Source organism: Mariniphaga sediminis (assembly GCF_003573545.1).
In the GTDB taxonomy this organism is placed as follows: domain Bacteria; phylum Bacteroidota; class Bacteroidia; order Bacteroidales; family Prolixibacteraceae; genus Mariniphaga; species Mariniphaga sediminis.
Map to the genome: position 1 here is coordinate 62336 of NZ_QWET01000007.1, position 21034 is coordinate 83369.

The following is a 21034-nucleotide window of genomic DNA, read 5'->3' on the forward strand; positions in this document are numbered from 1 at the left end:
TTTTTTAATTACTATTTCACATCTATGGCATCCTCCGGGCAAACCGCACGGCAGGAATCACATTTAATACATTGTTCTGTATCGATACTGTGCTTTTCGTGCGGGGTGAAAGGAATGGCCTCAACCGGGCATTTTTGTGCACACAATGTACAACCGATACAATTGTCGTTGACAGAGTAGGTAATCAGTTCGGTACATTTCCCGGTGGGGCAAACACCATTGATGTGGGCCTCGTACTCATCGCGAAAATACATCAAAGTACTGATTACCGGGTTTGGGGCTGTTTTTCCCAGGCCACACAAACTGCCTTTTTTTGTCCATTCAGCCAGCTTTTCCAGTTCTTCAATGTCGCCCGGTTTCCCTTTCCCGCTCGTAATATTTTCAAGAATGTCAAGCATCCGTTTGGTACCTACCCGACAGAAGGTACATTTCCCACACGATTCATCCTGCGTGAACGACAGAAAAAAGCGGGCCATGTCCACCATACAGTCGGTGTCATCAAGCACTACCAGTCCGCCGGATCCCATCATTGCTCCCATTTCGGAAAGCGACTCGTAATTAATGGGGGTGTCGGCATGTTCGGCCGGAATACATCCCCCGGAGGGGCCACCAATTTGTACGGCTTTAAATTTACGTCCGTTTGCAATGCCGCCGCCAATCTCTTCCACAACCTGCCGGATACTGACTCCCATAGGCACCTCAATCAATCCACCGCGTGCTACCTTCCCCGCCAGGGCAAAAACTTTTGTTCCGTAATTGCCATCGGTGCCAATCCCTTTAAATTTTTCAAAACCTTCGCGCAAAATATAGGAAATCTGCGCCATTGTTTCCGTGTTATTTACCAATGTTGGATTTCCCCATAATCCCTTCTGTGCCGGAAATGGAGGACGTATTCTGGGAAAACCACGGCTTCCTTCAATGGATGAAATCAGTGCTGTTTCCTCGCCGCAAACAAATGCGCCGGCTCCCTCATATATGATCAGGTCTAAATCGAAACCGGTGCCCATGATATTTTTCCCCAGAAAATTGTTTTCACGACAAATTTCCAATGCCTTTCTTATGCGTTTCACTGCCAAAGGATATTCAGCCCGAATATAAAAATAGCCCTGGTGGATCCCCGTAGCGTAGGCGGCAATTATCATCCCCTCAATGACCCGGTAGGGATAACTTTCAAGGAGCATCCGGTCCATAAATGCACCGGGATCGCCTTCGTCGCCATTGCAGATGAGGTATTTTGTTTCGCTTTTTTCTTTTCTTACCAGTTCCCATTTAATGCCAGTGGGGAATCCGGCGCCGCCCCGTCCGCGAATACCGCTGTTTTTTACTTCTTCGATTACTGCCTCCGGCGAAAGTGATTCAAACATTTTTTTTAACGCCGAAAATCCGCCCCTGCGTTGGTATTCATCAATATCGAGCGGATTGATAATTCCACGATATTCGGTAGCAATTGGTACCTGGTTTCCGAGGAATGATGCCACCGGCTTTTCGCGCATGCTGATTTCGTATCGCTCCACGCCATCCCAATTCCGGTCGGTTTGGATTTCTTCGGCAAAATGAAACAGCTTGTTTTTTATCCGGGAAAGAATATTGGGGGGATCAAAATGGGTTTCGATAATATTTTTTACATCTTCCGGTTTTACTTTGGCATAAAGGGTAGGTTCCCCTTCATTGGGAACGATTTCCACCAACGGAACCTGATGGCACATGCCTACGCAGCCTACATGTTTCAGCTTAACGCGCAGTCCGCTGTTGTTAACCACGCTCTCCACTTCCTTCTCAATTTCTCCGCTGCCGCTGGCCACACAACAGGAACCCAGTCCAATACGTATTTCTCCTTTTATTGCTGAACCATCAGCCTTTCTGACTTTTGGAGTTCCTTTTTCACCATGGCGGCTTTCAAAATCTTCAATCACCTTGTCCACCTGGTCCGGAGCAACATGGCCATAAGTAATATCGTCCACCTGAACCACCGGGGCTAAAGTACAGCACCCCAGGCAACTTACTTTTTCCAGGGTGTATTTACCTGATTTATCGGTATCTGTTCCTTTTGGCAGGTCAAAGTGCCTTCTGAAGGCGTCATGTACCAGGCCGGCACCCTTCACATGACATGCCGTGCCCACACAAATTTTTACGAGATGCTCTCCGGCGGGCTGCATCCTGAACTGTTTGTAAAAACTGGCTACCCCCACAATCTCAGACGGAGTGATGGACGTTTTTTCAGCCAGGTATTTCAAGGCCTCCTGCGGCAAATAATTGTATTCCTTTTGAATAGCCTGCAAAATAGGAATCAGGTTCTTTTTTTGCGAACCGTTTTCCCTGATTATTTGGTCGATATTTTGAAAATGGTTTGTCATATTTGGTTTCCTGCAAAGTAGCAGAGACGCAAAATTTTATTTTCCGATACAATATAAATTATTTTCTCCCCTGATATAAATCCGTCCGTCGGCAAATGCCGGTGTTGTTCCTGCAGTTTCTCCCAGTTCATTTTCAGCGATCAGTTTCATTTCTTTGGCGTATTCATAAATACGCATTACCCCGTCGTTGTCCATCATAAAAAGTTTCCCATCGGCAAATACCGGCGAAGAGTAGAGCGTTGTGCCTACATCGTGTTCCCAATACTGGTCTCCGGTTTTTGCATCGTAGCAAACCAGCACGCCATAGCTGGTTGCGATAAAAAGCAACCCGTCGTGTGCCAGCGGACTGGCCGCTTCGGGCAGGTACATGTCGTTTTCCCAGATAATATTTTGGGTATTCACATCAATGGCAACCAGGCGTGCATATTCGTTGGCCGCATAAACAATTCCGCTATGGAATGCAACCGACGGCCCTACTTCGCCCATCATACATTCCACCGACCAAAGTTCTTTTCCGGATTGTGCATCGTAACCTGCCACAATGGGGTCGGCAGTCAGGATTACCTGGTATTTACCGTCAACCTGAGCGATGACCGGACTGGCCCAGGAGATTTTGGCGTCGCGGACCGTTTCCCAAACTGTTTCGCCGGTGGAAGTATTCAGCGCCAATATCTTGCCGCCTTTATTGGTGTCGTATTGAACGAATAATTTATTATCCCAGGTAATCAGTGAAGAAGAATGCCCGTAATGATTGTCCGGAACGCCAAGGTTTTTCGCCCAAACCCGGTTGCCGTTCATGTCAAAAGCAACTACATCGCCGGTGGCAAAAATGGCATAAACCCGCTGTCCGTCGGTGGTAACTGTTGGCGCAGAAAGACCGGTGTCATCTGTTACGCGGGGCGATGTGGATGGCGAACCGGGAATATTACCGGCATTGCCTGTCCACAGCAGTTTTCCGTCGTTCCGGTTAAAGCAGTAAACTTCGCGGCTTTGTTCGTCGGCGCCGGCTACAAATACCTTTTCGCCCCAAATTACGGGCGAGTTGTAACCTTGTTTTGGCACGGGAGACTTCCAAAGAATATGGGTTCCGTCAGTACCGTTCCAGTTGGTGGGGATATTTTCATGATAAATTACCCCTTGTCCCAACGGGCCGCGGAAGGAGTTATGATTTTTTCTGACGATATCAATTGTCATTGACGGCACGGGTGTTTTGGTTGCGGCTTTTTCCGGTTCGGGAGCAGGTTTTTCAACTTCCCTGGTGGCCACTTCCTGAACCACTGGTTTTTCCGGTGTAAGAGCTTCTTGCTCTGCTTCGGGCGCTGTTTCTACTGGCTGTTCTGTAACTTCTCCCACATCTATTACTTCAATTTTATCTTCCACCGTTTCGTCGGACGGCTCGTTCAATGCTTCGCCTGATGTGGTTTCCCAGTTATATCTTTCGAGGTAATTGACCGTTGTAAATGAGGCTGCAATGGCCAGGGCAAATACAATTCCCCCAACAATAACGATTCCTTTTTGAGCCAGAATTCGACCAGCAATTTCATTCTCCAATACCTTTTCCGGCTCTTCAATCCGGGTTTTCTGTGAATAATAAACCCGTAATGCAAAAGCAAGCACAATAACACCGAACAGGAGCAAATAGGCACCGGTTTTTACCTGCCACTGACTGCTGAAGTATGCTTTCCGCGCCAGTAAATCGTAATGGCGGATTTCGGTTTTCAGCCCGTCGTTGTTCGGATCTTCCTGCAAGCGCTCAACGAGTGTTTCAAGTCCTTTACTTTCGATGGGATCGTTTTTGGAAAACTGCCAAAAGTTGAGGAGCAACAGCAAAGCCACTACCGAGCAAAAAATCCCGGAAATAACGGCAACATTTTGGGCTAGTTTCAATTTATCGTTGTTGGTCATTTTTATTATAATTTCAACTGTAAACCTTTTTTATTCTTTTATATGCGGTTGCAACCCTTGCAACCTGTTTATTTCTCTACCGGACAATAATCCATACACCTCCCGCAACTGAAACAGTTTCCTTTGTGGGGAACATAATCCTGACGTTTTCTGAAAACAACCGTATTCAGTAAAGTCATCCCGATAACCAGACCTAAAAAGCCGCCGGCAATCATACTTCCTATATAAAATTTTCCCCGGAGGATTTCAGCTTCCTGTACCAGCGTTTCCATGGTTTTTCCTGAAGCCAGGAAAGTTTGTACGTCGATATTGTCCGGGTCATTTTTTATTTCGGGATTGGAAATCAGTAATTCAGCCAGATAAACATCGGGATTCGCTTTCGATAACCAGGTGTGCGATTGTTTCCCTACAAGCACTCCGGCAGCAATCCAAAGGGGAATAAGCAATGCATAAACTAAAAATCGTTTGGGCCCCAGGCCCGATTTGAGCACTTCCTTTTCATTGGTAGGATAATCTATGGCATCGAATGGACATGAGTTGGTACATAATTTACACTGAATGCATGCTGCCGGTGTGATGGAAAGGTGCCATTTCGAAAAGCGTGACATCCAGTTCAGCAAAACACTGTACGGGCAAAAGAAACGGCAGTAAGGCCGGGCTACAAACATGCCCATCAGTAAAAAGCTGATCCCCAGCACCACCATATGAAATTTGGCATCCATTCGGAAAATACCCACAAACGGATCGTAGCGGCAGATGATAAAGTCGGTTCCGGTGGCAGCAAACAGTACGGCCAGCGAAAGGTAAATGTAGGGAATCAGGCCCAGGGTTTTGTTCAGCCACTTGGGTAAGCTAATCGGTTTAATAATTACCACATCCTGAATTGCCCCCAGCGGGCAGGCCCCGGCACAAAATGTCCTTCCGAAAAAAAGGGTAAATGCCAAAGGCAAAATAAAAAACAGCAGTGCCGTAAGAGAAATGGCATAAGTAGGATCAGCGAACGAAAGGGCAACATTCTGAATGGCCCCGATGGAGCAAATGCAGCCGTTCCGGTAAAAACCGAAGTAGATAAGCGTAAAAACCGAAAGCCACAAAATACCTTGGCGCGAACGTTTTTTAATGGCCAACCATGTAGCAAGCGAAAGCACTACCAATAAAACCAGTACATCGAAATACTCCAGAGACAACGCACGTGGTTCCGGTGTTTGGGTGGAAGGCTGTACGTAGCCTGATTCGAACTCGGGTTTTGGAAAGCGTTGCTGCTGCGCCAAAACAGGCAACGTAAAAGTCAGCAAGTAAAAAATAAAAAATATGTATTTCAGTTTTTTCATTGTTCGTCAGGATTCCGGGTTTTTTGAAAAGTCTCCTTTTATGTGGTATGCCTCACTGGCTTTTACCCTTTTAATGGCATCCGACGGGCAAACACGGGCAATGGAACATTCGTTGCAGTTCAGGCAAATATCATGGATTATTTGCAGGTGAAGCGAACCATTCCCAAAGGAGGTACATCCTTCCACGCATTTGGCGCAACCGATACAAAGGTCTTCATTTATAATGTATTCAAAATAAGGTTCTTCAATGAATTTACGTTCGATTGCGGCAGTGGGGCAGAGCTGGTTCTCGGCGGCTGTACTTAATGCATTGGCATCGGGTTTGAAATAGCCGCCACACAAATCGCAGTAGCCGCAAAGATCGTAGGCGTGAACACATTTAACGGCGGAAGGAGACATGATACAATCAGTGGCACAGCGTCCGCATTGGGTACATTCAAACGGATCGATTTGCCATACGTAATCATCTTTCACCACTTTGCTCAACGCCAGACCGCTGACACTGCCCAGTGCCAGCGCCAAGGACAACCGAACCCCGCTCTGTATGAATTCGCGTCTGTTTTTCGATTTACTTTTGTCTTCCATCTGATTCTATTCTCTAAATCTTAATCATCGTCTCCATATGCGGCGCATGGTTTGTTTGCTTTTCAAACGATCTGCCAGCTTGCGCCTTATTAAATCCGGACATCATTTTCCCCATGGGGAAACAAGATTAAACTCCTACGGAGTTTTTTCCTGTTGTTGTTCATTCTGTTTGGTCTCTGCAGCCTGTGGCAGTTCGCAACGGGCAAACTGACCGCATTTTTGGCAGGCCGGTGAAACCGAACAGGTAGTATCTACCTTTTTATGAACCACCAGGTATCCTGCGGTGGCAGCCATTGCCCCCAGGATTAAAATCCGGCCTCCGGTTTTTATAAATTCTTTTCGGTTCATTGCATTTTTAATCTTTTACTTTTTGGTGCCCTGCGCATCCGTATCTCAACCCATTCATGCGGATGCACTTTTTTACTCATTTTTTACCACCATCAGACTAAAGTCCGGTGCTGTTTTTTGGTTTGAATACCCGCACTACTTTTTTATCAAAATCGAGTGCATATATATTGTTTTGGTTGTCAGCGGCCACATCGGGCGCCTGACCTTCCTCTGTAAATTTTTCGGGTGCAGCAACCACTCCTTCAAACTCTCCGGAACGTTTATGGATTTTAATTCTTACCAATCCTTTTTCGCTGGTTACATAGCGCCCGTCGTTCAGAAACGTAAAATGCGACGGATTGCAGCATCCGCTAAACCCGTCCACAGTCATTCCTGTTTTTTTCCAGTGAGAGCGAAGATTCCCTTCAAAGGTGTAATTCTCAAAAGCATGAAGGCCGGGATTTACCACCCACAGTTCGTTTTCATCGTTTACATTCAAATCGAAACAAGGGCTGGGGATAATAAATCCATGAAGCGCATCCTCATCAGCCTTTCCCTCAAATTCTCCCCGCATTTCACCTTCTGCAGAAAAGCGAATCACACGCCTGTTGCCGGCATCGGCTACAAACACATTATTTTCAGTGGCGGCAATGGCTGTTATCAACGAATTTTCTTTCAGCGGTTGCCACTCATCCAACACGTTTCCCGCTTCATCATAAATCAGAATACGGTTGTCGATTGCCAAAAAAACTTTTCCGTCCCAAACTTCAATAGCCTGCACTTTCCCCGGCAGGTTAAATTCTGAGCTCAATACCCCTGATAAGTCAATAATTTTCAGGCTTCTGTCGCCGGCGACATAGATTTTTTTATTTTGAATGGCAAGGGCAGCAGGTTCTTGAAAACCAATCCTGAAATTTTTGGATTCTTTGTAATGAATCAAGTCCGGATTGACCGATTTAAATGCCTCCACATCGTATGCAAACGGATTGGGCCTGCTACGGTTGGGACGATCAGAAACATAATCGCCCACAATGACCACCACAATTATAACCGTCAGAATGAGGAGAAAAATGATGATTCCTTTGTTCTTCATTTTTTATCTTTTAGTAATAAAAAACACAATCAAAAAACCAGGACTGAAACATTTATTCATGTTGCAAAAACAAGTATTTCTAAATCTTTTTTAATTAATTTTTTCCAATTCTACAGCGTATTCCCTGATAACAACTGTATCGTTCAAACCAAAATTTAATATTGAGTTTTCATCAAATGTATTATTAAACCCGGTCCCCACAAAAGCTCCGTTTTCAATAGTATAGCCAGCAAAATCAATAAAAGGAATAATTAACTTTTCATTGTTTTCGACAGCATAATAACATTGCTTAAAATGGACTGATTTACGAAATCCGGTTGTCCAGGGAAGATTATATTCTACATAATAAATGGGAGAATATTTAAACAAACTGCTTTTAACAAATGATGAATTTAAGATTGGAAATTTTGTTGTATCCTGACTTTCCCAGTAGGTTACCCCGTTATATCTGTGAACAGTTCTTATTTTTTCTTCCGGTGTTTCATCAATCTGCAATTGTATCGTATCGGCAGAAATATAAGTTACTGTTATTCCTTTATATTCCGATGATTCTTTTTTTTCAGCCAAATAAGATTTAAATCTGTTAATTACTTCTTCATTCGAAGTAATTTCCCCGTTTTTTGCAAAAACTTTTACAACAGATTCTGTTTCATAACTGTAAACGTATTGAACCGGATATTCCGGTACTTTTTCTGTCTCGTCTTTTTTGCAGGATAATATTCCTGTTAACAACAATAGAATAATTAGTATGAGTTGATAATTTTTCATAGTTTCAAGAAGTTTATGATTTCAATTCAATACAAACCATCCTTTTCGAATCGCGCATAATTAAATACCCGTCTGCAATGGCAAACGGCGCCCAGGCATCGTGCCCGTCTTCAATCACTTTCACCTGATCAATCTGAATATACTTTTCGGTACTGGGCCTGGCAATAAAAAGCGTTCCATCATCATTCAGAATGAACAGTTTATCATCGGCAATAAAATAGGGCCCCAGTCCGAAACGGTTTTCTGTTCCACTGGTCCATACCATTTCCTTCGGATTGTCGGGATGAACACAAACCAACTGGTTTCTGTTAGGACCACCGTCTTTGGGCACAATGCCCAAAAGATGGCCGTTCCAGTATAGCGGTGTTTGCTGTTCGCAGGCAAGGCCTTCCCGGGGGGCATATTTCGACAGTACGTTGATAGAGAAATTTCCATTGTTTTCCGTTAGTTCGGCCATCATTCCCCCGGCACCATAACCGGCAGTCATAAAAATTTTGCCATCTGGCATACAAACCGGTGAAGGCGCTACTACCGAGTGATTCCATACCGTTGTTTGCCAAAGGATTTTGCCAGCATCGTTGCCATCGGCAGCCACACCCACCAAAGCGCCAATGGCGCTGTAAACATACATTTTCCGGTCACAAAAGGTAAAAGGCATTACCGAGGAGTGCGACATCTTCCAGCCTTCCGGATTGGGGGTTTCCCACAATTTCTCGCCGGTTTTCATGTCGATGGCTACCATCAGGGCATTGCCGCCAGTGGCAATAATGGCTTTCCCGTCATCGACAAGCGGGCACTGACCGGTGTACCACAGCGGTACTTCCGACTCATATTCCCTGGCTACGTCGAGACCCCACATAAAGTCACCGGTTTCGCGACTGAGGCACATCACGTGGCACAAGGGCCCCATGGTCAGGATATGATTTTCGGTAACTGCCGGAATGGTGCGCGACATACCGTGGTTACGCTTAATATTCAGGTTGTAGCCGCGCACCCACATTTCTTTTCCGTCAGCCAGTGAATAGCACCGCAATATGTCGGCACGTTCTTCTTCATCGTAATCGAGTACATAAACCAGTCCTTTGTAAATAGCGGCTCCGGAATGTCCTTCGCCCAACTCCTGCTTCCATAAAATTTTTGGTCCGTTGCTGTCAAATTTGTCGATAAGTTTTACCGGTGATTTGGAAATATTGTCAAAATCTTCTCCCCTGAAACGTGGCCAGGTTTCAGTCATTCCGGTATAACTTTCAGCAAACTGCTCAAAGTACTCTCCAATTTCCACAACCTGCGCTTCGGCGCCCTTGCCGCGGTTATCAGCGCCTTCCACGTTTATTTCGAAATCACGGGTAGGATCGGCCTGTAGCCACCATGCAATAAAACCAAGGGAAATAATCCCCAGGGAATAGGATAGAATTTTTATGATTCGCCTGCTGTCCATTGATTTTTTGTCCCAAACTTTCCAGGGGTTAAAACCTGGAAGGTTTGAAAAGCTGTTTTATTTTTCTTTTATATCGAAGGCGAAAAGTACCTCGCCATGCCGCATCAGTAGCTTCCCGTCGGCAATAAACGGATGCGCCCAGTGAGGGCCCGCACCTTCGGTAATACGGAATTCGCTGATGACTTCAAATCCATTGGGATCGGGTTTAATCAACCCAACATTTCCACGTTCGTTGTAGGCGTAAAGCAACCCGTCGGCTATTACAATGGGGCCTTTGGTATCCCAATCGGCCACGTATTTTATTTCGCCGGTTTCCCAGTCCATACAAACCCAACGGCCACGCCGGTTGTCGAACCAGTTTGAACCGTAAATGTATCCGTCGTGAAGCACTACTCCGCCAATGTGGTTGTCGAGTGTGTGATCGACAAATTTTTCAGTAACGGAAGTTCCGGTAGAGTCCATTGTCAGCATCACTGCCGGATAATTGTATCCCGTTGTAATAAAAATTTCATTGTTTTTTATGATCGGGGTGTTGGGCAAAATCAGGCCATTATCCTGGTATTTCCATTTTTCGGGCTGCCAGTACTGGTATGTCCAAACAACTTTTCCCGATTCCGGCTCCAACGATATCAGATGAGAGGCAGTGGCCGTCAGGATAAACCGTTGTCCGTTAAGTTCATAAGTGGTGGCTGAGATGTAGGAACGGGGACCGCCCACTGATTCACTTTTCCAGATTAATTCCCCTGTCAGTTTATTTAAAGCCACAACGCTTGTTTCCTTTCCTCCGGGGGTGCAAATTACCTTGTCGTCAATAACCAGCGGAGTTTCAGAATTTCCCCAGACATGGTATTCGCATTGATAATCCTTGTCTACCTCAACGGCCCAGGTTTCTTCCCCTGTTTCCCTGTTGATGCAGACCACACGGCCGGTTCCACTTTGTACATAAATTCTGTCGTCTTCAACAACTGGCGTACTTCGTGTGTCTGGAAATGACTGGTTCCAGGCCCGACCGTACGCAACCTGCCACTTCACGTTGCCATCCAGGTCAAGAGCTGTCAGGTAATCCAGGGTATCAATCATCCCCGATACGTAAATCATATTATCTGCAAGAATAGGTGAAGACCACCCCTTCCCGATATTTTCAGCTTTCACTATTAATTCCGGGCCACCTTCAGGCCACGATTTTAAAAGGCCGGTTCCGGGGAAATGTCCGTCGCGGTCAGGGCCGCGCCATTGTGCCGGTTGGGCATTAGATGAAGAAACAATTAGAAGCAGAATCAAACTCCTCCAAAAAACTTTCATGGTTTTATTTTCGTTGGTTTAACTGAACAACAAGCCGGATTTTTGTATTGAATGTCGTCTGATTACTTAATCCGGTAAGCAATCATAGTATTTCCGTGGCGCAGGTAAAGCCGTCCGTTATGAATTACCGGATGCGACCAGTGCTGCGCAGATCCCAGCTCCACACGGGTTTTGCTTACCAGGTTAAAGCCTTCGGGAGTAGCCCCGACAAGGGCTAGTTCACCCCGATCGCTGTAGCAGTATAGCATCCCGTCGGCAGAAATGGTAACGCCTTTCCCAATATCCGTAGCCTCATATTTTTCTTCGCCGGTTTTCCAATCAACACAGCGCCACTGGCGGTTGTTGTCGCCCGAGCCGTAAAGATAGCCGTCAACCAGTACCATCCCGCCAATGCGGTTGTCAAGGTTTTCGTTAAACCATGCTTTGGTAACACTGCTTCCATCCGCATTAAGGTCGAGTTTAACGCCTCCTTGTCCGTAACCGCTGAAACAGAAGAGACCGCCATCGTGATAAATGGGTGTGTTGGCATGAACCTGCCATTTGTTGGTTTGTGGATGCGACCATAGTGTTTTGCCGTCTTTTATGTCAATCCCTATAATGTGGTCAGCCGTCATTGTAACCAAAAGCTTTCGGGCCGGAAGTTCCACCAAAAGCGGGGTGCAGTACGCTGAAAGCTCCCCATTGCCTGGTGACGACCAGACCAGGTTTCCGTTAAACCGGTTGAGTGCAACCACATTGTTTTTCTTTCCGCCGGGAGTAATAAAAATTAAGTCTTCATTCACAACCGGTGTTTCAGTAACTCCCCACCTGATGTTTCTCCCGTCTAAATCTTTAAAAACATCTTTACGCCATTTTACTCCTCCGTTGTGTGCATCCATGCAGGTCAGCACTCCGTTCCCGGAGTAGATGTAAAGCAAATCGCCGGCAACAACAGGTGTAGAACGCGAACCGGGATAACTTTCGTGAAATTCTTCGCCGTAAGGAGCCTTCCATTCCAGATTGCCATCGTAATTTAAAACAAAAATGTGACCTGTCTGGTCAATCATTCCTGAAAGATAAATCAAACCGTTGGCAAATGCCGGTGAGGAATGCCCTTCTCCCAGTTCATCGAAATGCCAAATAATTTCCGGTCCGGAATCCGGCCATTTTTTTAACAGGCCAGTTTCATCGTAAACACCGCTGCCATTTGGCCCTCTCCAACGGGTGGGCGTTTGCGAAAACACCGTTAGTCCCGTGAATATTAGTGAAATAAATAGAAAACTTACCCTTTTGAACATTGATTTTCGGTTTTAAATTAATTGCCTAAAAATAAAACCAATAAGTGATATTTACAATGCACTGTTGTAATTTATTACATGTCTAAATAGTGATATATGTTTACACTTTGTTAAGAAGTCATTAACAAAAAAACGGGCGAGTTTTTGATTCAACGAAAAATTTGAAAGTTAGTTTCCTGACTTTAACTTAACCGAATATTAAGATAAGTTTGTGATGTTTAGTTCCAAACATAATTTTGCAGACTATCAATGGCCTGCTTAATTTAGATGTTATCATTAGTCTGTATTCCTGAATTTTGTAGTAAAATTGTAAGATAATACTATGGCCTGATAATAAGAAAATGAAAAAAGGATATGAAAAAATTAAAATTTTTCAATTTACAGGATTTGTTAATATCTGTAATTCCCGGTTTTTTGACGATTCTCACAACAATAAAAGATTTTGAGTTTTGGATTGCACTCATTTTGGGTATAGTGGTATTACTTCTGTTTATTGTATTAATAATCAGGAAAAATATTGGAGTCTATAAGAAGGAAATCGCTGACATTCTGGCTAATGGCTACTATATTAATTTTCTCGAAAACTTATCTTACAATTTATATGAATTTGAAAATGAGATAGAATTCGGGGATAAAAAAACAGAATTCTATGATTTGGATAAAATATCAATTGAGATAATTGTTCCCCGTTCGAATGAGAAATTATGCGAAGTTGCGGATAAACTGAATGATTCCAAAAAATTGGAGAGTATCAACCTGAAGAATCGAAAAAATAACTCCGGCTTTTGGGCCCGGGCTGAAAGAACAGGCGATTCTATTATTATAAAAGACTTCCCGAGGACTTTATTTTCATTGCCTAAATATCTTAAAAATGAATTGGGAGAAGAGTATGACGAGAAGAAGTCCATGAAATATCATAAAATTTTTACAGATAAAATAGAGAAACTTATTTCAGAAAACAGTCAAAACAGAGTATTGGCAAAGTTTAAAATAGTGGAAGAGTAGCCCCTGATCCTAATGGGACGGGGCTGAAATTGGCACCGGGAATTTGTCAGGAACGTTTAGGCGGTGAGAGAACTGACCCCGGTAGGGCATAAGGTTTTTAGTTAATTATTGACATGATAGATTTTACCAAAATGTTTGAGTCGCAGCAGGTTTTATTGAGACCTGTGAGGCGCGATGACTACAATGAGTTTATACCATTAACGCAGGATAAAGGTTTGTGGACATACTTTACCAACGATTTATCTGAAAAGGATGCACTCCTGGCGTGGGTTGAGGCGGGAATAAAGGAGTTAACCCTTAAAAAACGGCTTGCGCTTTCCATTGTGGACAAAAAAACGAATTCTGTTGCAGGCTCCACAAGCATTGGAAATATTTCGGAACGCGACAAAAGGGTAGAGATAGGATGGACATGGTTAGGCCGGAAATATCAGGGGAAAGGAATAAATGACCAGGCCAAATACCTGCTCCTTAAATATTGTTTTGAGGAACTTGAATGTGAGCGTGTTGAATTTAAAACCGATGTTTTGAATGAGCCGGCGAGAAATGCCCTGAAGCGCATTGGAGCCGTTGAAGAGGGAGTTTTAAGGAGCCATACCCTAATGACTCATAACCGAAGACGAGACACCATTTATTATAGTATTTTAAAAGGGGAATGGAAAAACATCAACGCAAAAACAACCGGCCTAAAAAGCTGGTTATAATGAGGGTGATGCGGTTTGTAACCGCATTGATTCCGATTGAAAATCGCCGTTTCCAGAATATAGAGGCCGACTTTACGACACTACAATGAGATACAGAGAAATTAAACCGGTTGGATTTTTAACCCATTTTGTTCAGTGTTTTTGGGAATATGAAAATACTGAAACGGATATTGAACATACTATTTTGCCTGACGGTTATTTTGATTTAATTGCAGAATTTAAAAATGGAATATTTAAAAGCCTGAAAATTACCGGTGTGTGGACAAAGCCAACAAATGTAATTATTCCAAAATCGACTAAAATGTTTGCTGTCCGGTTTAAACTCCTGGCGACTGAATACCTTTTTCAACAAGAAATAAAATCCATTCTGGACACCACGAAACCGTTGCCTGCTGATTTTTGGAATATCAATAAATACCAAAGTAATGAGTTTGAATCCTTTGTTTCAGACATAACATACAGGCTGGATAATTCGATAAAACACCTCAGAGAAATCGACAACAGAAAATTACAGCTTTTTAAGTTTGTTTATCAGGATAAACCAAATTCGGTAAAAGAACTTTCACAACGCGTATTTTGGAGTAGCCGGCAAATCAATCGTTATTTCAACAACCAGTTTGGCTTTTCATTAAAAGAATTTTTAAAAATTACACGCTTTAAATCCTCTTTTAAACAAATTTCAAACGGTGATTTGTACCCTAAAAATGATTTTTTTGATCAGGCCCATTTTATCAGGGAAGTAAGAAAATATGCGGGAGCAACGCCAAAAGAATTGTATAAAAACAAAAACGACCGATTTATACAATTATCAAAGCCAAAGCAAGGGTAGTTTTGTCGTATAATTTTAAAAAATAGAAAAATGAAAGCAGGCAAACTTACCCCAAACTTAGAAGTAGCGGATATTAAACAAACCGTTGATTTTTATGCAGAAAATCTTGGATTTAAATTGATTATGGCTGTTCCGGAAAGTCAGGACAGTGTCGATCAGAACTTGGCAGATGACCGGCAATATGTTTATGCATTGATGCAAAAAGACGGTGTGGAACTCATGTTTCAACGTTCGGATTCTTTTAAGAATGATGTGGTGCTTTCAAAAGGATTATCTATTGGAGCAAGCGTTTCATTTTATATGGAAATTGAAGGCATGGAAGAGTTCTACAAAATCTTGAAAGAGAAAGAGCTTTCGGTTACGGAACTTAAAACTTCCTGGTATGGCATGCAGGAATTTTACCTGAAGGACATAAATGGTTACATTCTGTGTTTTGCTCAAAAATCTGAAGGAGATGAATATTGAAGAATTAAGAGATTATTGTTTGTCGATGAAAGGGGCAGAAGAAAAAATGCCCTTTGACAACAAAACATTAGTGTTTTCTGTTAAAGGGAAGATGTTCTGTGCTACCGATGTGGAGGATTATGAGCTGATTAATCTTAAATGTAATCCCGAGGAGGCCATTTTGTTGCGTGAAAAATATGAGGACGTAATTCCCGGTTATTATATGAATAAGAAACATTGGAATAGTATAAAAACAAACGGTAGTATTTCAGATACATTACTGGAAGAATGGATTAGAAACTCCTATAACCTGGTTGTTGCCGCTCTTCCAAAAAAAGTACAAAAAGAACTGGCAGAAGAATAGAAAGAGCGCAACAGAAAGGTCTGATTCAAACAGACAATAAAAGATATAGATATGAAACGAACATGAATTTTAATTCTTTAAATTCACAAACCTGCCTACCGGCAGACAGGCAAGAAGAATTAAAATTGACTTAGGTCGAACTTCGTTTCATCGGGAGTTACATCGAATACAAACGAAATAAACAATTTTAATGAGATGAAGTGGAATACGAATCTGTATGACCAAAAACATGATTTTGTTTCGGGCTATGGGAAAGATGTAATTAAGTTACTGGCGCCTGAAAAGGGAGAAGATATTTTGGATTTGGGGTGTGGAACCGGCGATTTAGCTGAAATCATCAGTCAAACTGGCGCCAATGTATTGGGGATCGACAGTTCTGAGGAAATGATAAAAAGGGCCCGGGAGAAATATCCTCACATTGAATTTATGGTAGCCTCTGCTGACAACTTTAGCTTCGGAAAAAAAATGGATGCGGTTTTCTCTAATGCAACGCTGCACTGGGTGCTGGAAAAAGAAAAAGCCGTAGACTGTATTTATAACAGCTTGAAAAAGGGAGGGAGATTTGTTGCCGAGTTTGGGGGAAAAGGAAATGTTGGAAACATCGTTTCAGCCCTGAGAAGTACCTTGGAAAAACACGGATACGTTGATCTTGCCCAAAAGCAATTGTGGTATTTTCCCTCACTTTCTGAATATGCTTTCTTGCTGGAAACAAAGGGATTTAGGGTAGAATGGGCTTCTCATTTCGACAGGGACACACCGCTGAAAGACAATGATGGAATGAAGAATTGGATTTATATGTTTGGCAAATCTTTCCTGGAAACATTAGATGATTCCATTACAGAACAAATTTTATCGGAAGTGGAAGAGAAAGTGAGACCCACAAACTTTAAGGACAATCAATGGTATGCAGACTATGTGAGATTGAGAGTGGTGGCCGTAAAGCAATAACCGCCAGCCACTTTCCCGATTGATTGACAGGATTTCCTGTGCTACGTTCATTGGGCATCAGTCGGAACCCAAAGCCCCGACAGCCTTTGTATTTTTAAATAACTTAATGGCAACCGCAATTTGTGTCACATCCTGAATGGGAGTTTCGTTTCTTTTTCAGGAAGAATTTTTTAACCAGGTAAGCCAGCGCTGCCAATACAATCAGGTAAACCAGTATGTTTTGTAATTCCCACATCTTACTCAATTTTTTAGTGTCTATTTTATAAACTGGTATGCCAGCAAAGCCGTAACATAAGCAAAGCCGGTCATGAAAAAAAGTTGGATCAGGGGCCACTTCCAACTGTACGTTTCCCGTTTTACGACGGCCAGTGTGCTCATACACTGCATGGCAAAGGCGTAAAAGAGGAGAAGGGAAATGCCTGTTGGAAAGTTAAATGTTTTTTCTCCTGTCCATTCGTTTATTTCACCGGAAAGCCGTGTTTTTATCGTTTCTTTTTCTTCGGTTCCCACACTGTATATGGTGGCGAGAGAACCTACAAATACTTCGCGGGCGGCAAATGAAGTAACCAGTGCAATCCCAATTTTCCAGTCGTAACCCAGTGGACGGATGACGGGTTCAATGACATGCCCGATGATGCCAATGTATGAATGGCGTAGCTTGTACGATGCGATAGCTGTATTCCGCTCTTCTTCGCTAAGTTGTGTGTTTCCGGGTTGCGCCATGACGATTTCTTCTGCATTCTTAAATTGTTCGGAAGGCCCGTGCGAGGCCAGAAACCAGAGTACAATGGAAATGGCCAGAATTATTTTCCCTGCATTAACCACAAAGTCTTTGGTTTTCTCCACCACCGTGTAGGTCACGTTTTTTACCATCGGCATTCTGTAGCCGGGCATTTCGGCCACAAAAAATGAACGGCTTTTTATTTTCAGTATTTTGTTTAAAATGAAGGCTGAAAAAATGGCCATAATAAGACCGAGAAGGTACAGCACCATCAGCGTGAGCCCCTGCAGGTTGAGCCCCATAAAATTTTGGTCGGGAATTACCAGCGCCACAATAATAAGATATACCGGCAAACGGGCTGAACAGGTTATGAATGGCGTTACAAGAATGGTAATCAGGCGCTCTTTCCAGTTTTCGATGGTCCGTGTGGCCATGATGGCCGGAATGGCGCAGGCAGTGCCCGATATGAGCGGAACCACACTCTTCCCGCTTAGCCCGAAACGGCGCATAAAACGATCCATTATAAAAACTACCCGGCTCATGTAACCACTTTCTTCGAGGATGGAAATGAACAGGAAAAGAAAGGCAATCTGCGGCATAAAAATCACGATTCCCCCAATGCCCGGAATAACACCTTCGGCAAGAAGTTCGGTGAAAGAGCCGGAAGGAAGGGTGTTACTTACCCATTCGGCCATGGATGCAAACAACCCGTCAATGAAATCCATGGGATAGCTGCTCCAGTTGTAAATTGACTGGAATACGAGCAGCATAATCAGGAAAAAAATGACATAACCCAATACCCGGTGGGTTAAAATACGATCTATCCTGCTGCGGAGGTCGGTTGCGGCGGCCAGGTCCTTTTTGTACCCTTCTTTCAGCAGCTTATTAATAAACAGATAGCGCAAAATGGTTTCCTTTTGCTGCATTTTTTTGCGTTCCGTCTGGCTTCGTTCGGGAAAACCATTGGTATCGTGCAACCGGTGTTCACTATTTTTATGATCGAGAAAATCTGACTCCCGGGTGTGAGTCAGCCAGAGTTTATACAAATCCTCACCGGGGAAAGCTTTTTGCAGTTCTGCAAAGTACACCGGATCAATATCGGTAACTTTTATACAGGAACTGACTGACAGTTCCCGGAATTGTAAAATGAGTTTTTTTAACTCGTCAATGCCGGTTCCTTTCCGGGCGCTCACCAGTGCAATTTTGGTGTGCAGTTGTTTTTCAAATAAGGCGATGTCCAGCGAAATCCCTTTTCGCGGCATTATGTCGGCCATGTTAACAACCAGGATGACCGGAATTTTAAGATCTTTTATCTGTGTGAACAGGAAGAGGTTTCGCTTTAAATTTTCCACATCGGCCACCATAACCACCAGGTCGGGACGACTCTCCGGCTCACTGTCAAGCAACAGTTGCACCACAATTTGTTCATCGGCAGATGTTACATTAAGGCTGTAAGTTCCCGGCAAGTCAGTAATCCGGGCTTTGGAGCCGTCCGGCAATTTGCAGGTACCTACCTTCTTTTCAACCGTAATACCGGGGTAGTTCCCTACTTTCTGGTTTAACCCGGTAAGCTGGTTAAATACAGAGGTCTTCCCTGTATTCGGGTTTCCGATAAGCGCCACATTGAGTTCTGCCATGTTTCATTCTGCTTTCGCAATTTCTATTAATGCGGCGGTCTCCCTGCGTATGGCAAAATAACTACCGCTGATGTTTAAATACAAGAGATCGTTAAAAGGAGAAAGCTGAATGAGTTGTACTTCATTCCCGGGCAAACACCCCATCTCCTGCAATTTTACAGGGATGGCATCGGTTGAATATTCCCCGATAATCCCTTTTTCCCCCTTTTTCAAATGGGCAATTGTGTTTTTTATCACTTTATTTAACATCAGGCAGCAATTTATGTTCTCGTTTACAATTTTTCTGAATATCTGACTCTGTTTTAAGAGGGCAATAATATTGTATTTCCTGAAACGGATCAATCCCAACAAATAGGGATTTTAAAGTATTTTATTTTGCCCGCGTATTTTAAGTTATTTCTGATTGAACAATCATTTTTTAGTTGTGTTTCCTAGGTGTGTCAATAAAATATCCGGTCATATCAGTTGTCTTGTCGGCCATATTGGTTTTGCACTCCGTGTTGCCATTTGTAGAATATTATGCTTTTAAGGAGTATATTATTGAAAATTTATGTATTGAACGGGATAACCCAAAATCCTGTTGCCAGGGAAAGTGTTACCTGGAAAAAAGAATCAGGGAAACCAATACAGACACCCCGCAAGATGAACAAGCTCCTGCTGTTTCGAAAACAGAACGCGTAGAATACAATTTACCTGCGGGGTACAGTATTTCGGTTTGTGTTTTCGAACATCCTGCCGAATTCGGTTACATTATTCCCGGATACGATTTTAATTTTTACGAGGCTGTTTTTCATCCGCCTCAAAAAGTATAATTCCTTTTAGAGATTGTTTTGATTTTATTCGTTGGAATTATTCCGATGTGCTTTTTGTTTGGATAAAACGGATTTTATGCGAACCATTTCCGTTGTTTACGAAAAATTCAATGCCACTGAAACGAAATAGTCGCAGCATAAAATAAACGGATAAATTCAACGCAGTCTCCCGTTCAACCTTTCTTTTTACGCCATTTAACCGCTTCCCTGATGGGGAACGAGGGTGTTTATGGTATCTCCGGAGCAGCTTAATTGTTCTGAAGATACACAGTTCCTGTTTCTATTTTATACAATGTAATGGGAGAGAAGAGAGGAAAATTACCATGTTTTATATGTATTTAGTTTTAAGATTTTTAATTGAAAGATGAATAACAGAAATTTTTTGATCGTGCTTTTTCTTGCTCTTGTTTTTGTAGCCTGTGAGAAAGACGATGAATATATTCAGGATATAGAAGAGACGATGGTATCCATCGCAAAAGCTGACTCCGAATCCGGTTATTTTAGTGTAGAATTATTAGCAAAAGATACGTTGTTTGAAGGGTATAATAGCCTGTTCCTCGATATTACAAAAAAATCGGATTTGGAACCGGTATCCCAGGCATCTGTCGCATTTTTTCCGCTGATGAATATGGTCGCAATGAAACATGCCGCACCCGTCGAAAATCCGGAGACGTTTCCAAACGAAGAGGGTTATTTTGAAGGCGCCGTAGTTTTTATTATGCCTGATAATCCCGATGAAAGCTGGAGCCTGGCCGTGGCAATAGATGCTGACGGTGTAAAAGATACCGTCAATTTTATGATACCGGTGGTCAAAAGTCTTGAGGAAGCGCGTAAAATAAGTATCATGTCTGAAATTGACGGGAAAATCTATTTCATATCGCTGCTGGAACCGTCAGAACCAAAAGTAGGAATGAACGATATTGAGTTCACGGTTCACTACCGCCAAAACATGATGAGTTTTCCGCCTGACGAAGACATTTCAATAACCATAGAGCCCGAAATGCCTTCCATGGGACACGGTTCACCCAATAATGAAAATCCCGTGCATGTTGGAAACGGGCACTACAAAGGAAAGGTTAATTTTACCATGACTGGTTGGTGGCGTATAAACCTGGAGCTTACCAAAAACGGGGCAACGGTTGCCAACGACTTATCGTTTGATGTAACTTTTTAATGGGGTAAAGAGCATCCTT

The 21034-nt window shown here is 43.1% G+C and carries 21 protein-coding genes; 8 read left to right on the forward strand and 13 right to left on the reverse strand.

The genetic code is table 11. The features are described 5' to 3' along the window. Positions 1-11: 11 nt before the first annotated feature. The 10 genes from D1164_RS10625 to D1164_RS10670 all read right to left on the reverse strand — a co-directional run bounded on the left by D1164_RS10625 (position 12) and on the right by D1164_RS10670 (position 12380). On the reverse strand, positions 12-2354 hold the full coding sequence (locus D1164_RS10625) for an NAD(P)H-dependent oxidoreductase subunit E (RefSeq protein ID WP_119349961.1): 2343 nt from the start codon (positions 2352-2354) through the stop codon (positions 12-14). Between the two features lie 36 nt (positions 2355-2390). Further along, complete coding sequence (locus tag D1164_RS10630) at positions 2391-4259, reverse strand: outer membrane protein assembly factor BamB family protein (RefSeq protein WP_119349962.1); 1869 nt, start codon at positions 4257-4259, stop codon at positions 2391-2393. A 68-nt stretch (positions 4260-4327) separates the two neighbouring features. Beyond that, positions 4328-5590 carry a 4Fe-4S binding protein gene (locus D1164_RS10635; protein WP_119349963.1) on the reverse strand — a complete coding sequence of 421 codons (1263 nt, stop codon included), beginning with the start codon at positions 5588-5590 and terminating at the stop codon, positions 4328-4330. Between the two features lie 6 nt (positions 5591-5596). Beyond that, positions 5597-6175, reverse strand: a complete 579-nt coding sequence (locus D1164_RS10640) for a 4Fe-4S dicluster domain-containing protein (protein ID WP_119349964.1) — start codon at positions 6173-6175, stop codon at positions 5597-5599. A 135-nt stretch (positions 6176-6310) separates the two neighbouring features. Further along, complete coding sequence (locus D1164_RS10645; RefSeq protein WP_119349965.1) at positions 6311-6523, reverse strand: hypothetical protein; 213 nt, start codon at positions 6521-6523, stop codon at positions 6311-6313. Positions 6524-6620: 97 nt separating this feature from the next. After that, positions 6621-7595, reverse strand: a complete 975-nt coding sequence (locus D1164_RS10650) for an NHL repeat-containing protein (RefSeq protein WP_119349966.1) — start codon at positions 7593-7595, stop codon at positions 6621-6623. A 90-nt stretch (positions 7596-7685) separates the two neighbouring features. After that, positions 7686-8363 (reverse strand): hypothetical protein, encoded by a 678-nt coding sequence (locus D1164_RS10655; protein WP_119349967.1) that lies wholly within the window; start codon positions 8361-8363, stop codon positions 7686-7688. 13 nt (positions 8364-8376) lie between these two features. After that, entirely contained in the window at positions 8377-9801 is a 1425-nt protein-coding gene (locus tag D1164_RS10660) for an outer membrane protein assembly factor BamB family protein (protein ID WP_119349968.1), read from the reverse strand. A 57-nt stretch (positions 9802-9858) separates the two neighbouring features. Next, on the reverse strand, positions 9859-11103 hold the full coding sequence (locus D1164_RS10665; protein ID WP_119349969.1) for a PQQ-binding-like beta-propeller repeat protein: 1245 nt from the start codon (positions 11101-11103) through the stop codon (positions 9859-9861). Positions 11104-11165: 62 nt separating this feature from the next. Beyond that, the gene (locus tag D1164_RS10670) at positions 11166-12380 is read right to left on the reverse strand and encodes a PQQ-binding-like beta-propeller repeat protein (RefSeq protein ID WP_119349970.1); all 1215 of its coding nucleotides are present in this window, start codon (positions 12378-12380) and stop codon (positions 11166-11168) included. 354 nt (positions 12381-12734) lie between these two features. On the opposite strand from D1164_RS10670, the gene D1164_RS10675 reads away from it, so the two are divergent. The 6 genes from D1164_RS10675 (at position 12735) to D1164_RS10700 (ending at position 16671) form a co-directional block, all read left to right on the forward strand. Then, positions 12735-13385, forward strand: a complete 651-nt coding sequence (locus D1164_RS10675) for an STING domain-containing protein (protein WP_119349971.1) — start codon at positions 12735-12737, stop codon at positions 13383-13385. Between the two features lie 113 nt (positions 13386-13498). After that, a complete protein-coding gene (locus D1164_RS10680; RefSeq protein WP_119349972.1) occupies positions 13499-14086 on the forward strand; it encodes a GNAT family N-acetyltransferase in 588 nt (195 codons plus the stop codon). Positions 14087-14171: 85 nt separating this feature from the next. Next, a complete protein-coding gene (locus tag D1164_RS10685; protein WP_119349973.1) occupies positions 14172-14915 on the forward strand; it encodes a helix-turn-helix domain-containing protein in 744 nt (247 codons plus the stop codon). Positions 14916-14945: 30 nt separating this feature from the next. After that, positions 14946-15380, forward strand: coding sequence for a VOC family protein (locus tag D1164_RS10690; protein ID WP_119349974.1), 435 nt, complete (start codon positions 14946-14948; stop codon positions 15378-15380). Then, complete coding sequence (locus D1164_RS10695; protein WP_119349975.1) at positions 15370-15723, forward strand: MmcQ/YjbR family DNA-binding protein; 354 nt, start codon at positions 15370-15372, stop codon at positions 15721-15723. Before D1164_RS10690 ends, D1164_RS10695 begins: the two co-directional genes overlap by 11 nt. A gap of 195 nt (positions 15724-15918) precedes the next feature. Continuing rightward, positions 15919-16671 carry a class I SAM-dependent methyltransferase gene (locus D1164_RS10700; protein ID WP_119349976.1) on the forward strand — a complete coding sequence of 251 codons (753 nt, stop codon included), beginning with the start codon at positions 15919-15921 and terminating at the stop codon, positions 16669-16671. Between the two features lie 103 nt (positions 16672-16774). Here D1164_RS10700 and D1164_RS10705 read toward each other — a convergent pair whose 3' ends face one another. Genes D1164_RS10705 through D1164_RS10715 form a run of 3 tightly spaced genes read right to left on the reverse strand, consistent with a single transcriptional unit; the run spans position 16775 to position 19278 of the window. Continuing rightward, the gene (locus D1164_RS10705; RefSeq protein ID WP_119349977.1) at positions 16775-16906 is read right to left on the reverse strand and encodes a FeoB-associated Cys-rich membrane protein; all 132 of its coding nucleotides are present in this window, start codon (positions 16904-16906) and stop codon (positions 16775-16777) included. A 20-nt stretch (positions 16907-16926) separates the two neighbouring features. Continuing rightward, positions 16927-19029 carry a ferrous iron transport protein B gene (gene feoB, locus D1164_RS10710; protein WP_119349978.1) on the reverse strand — a complete coding sequence of 701 codons (2103 nt, stop codon included), beginning with the start codon at positions 19027-19029 and terminating at the stop codon, positions 16927-16929. A 3-nt stretch (positions 19030-19032) separates the two neighbouring features. Further along, entirely contained in the window at positions 19033-19278 is a 246-nt protein-coding gene (locus tag D1164_RS10715; RefSeq protein WP_206610984.1) for a FeoA family protein, read from the reverse strand. A 188-nt stretch (positions 19279-19466) separates the two neighbouring features. Here D1164_RS10715 and D1164_RS10720 point away from each other — a divergent pair, with 188 nt between their 5' ends. Further along, positions 19467-19841 (forward strand): hypothetical protein, encoded by a 375-nt coding sequence (locus D1164_RS10720; RefSeq protein ID WP_119349979.1) that lies wholly within the window; start codon positions 19467-19469, stop codon positions 19839-19841. Between the two features lie 364 nt (positions 19842-20205). Next, positions 20206-21015: a FixH family protein gene (locus D1164_RS10725; RefSeq protein WP_119349980.1), complete on the forward strand. Its 810-nt coding sequence runs from the start codon at positions 20206-20208 to the stop codon at positions 21013-21015. Positions 21016-21034: the final 19 nt, after the last annotated feature.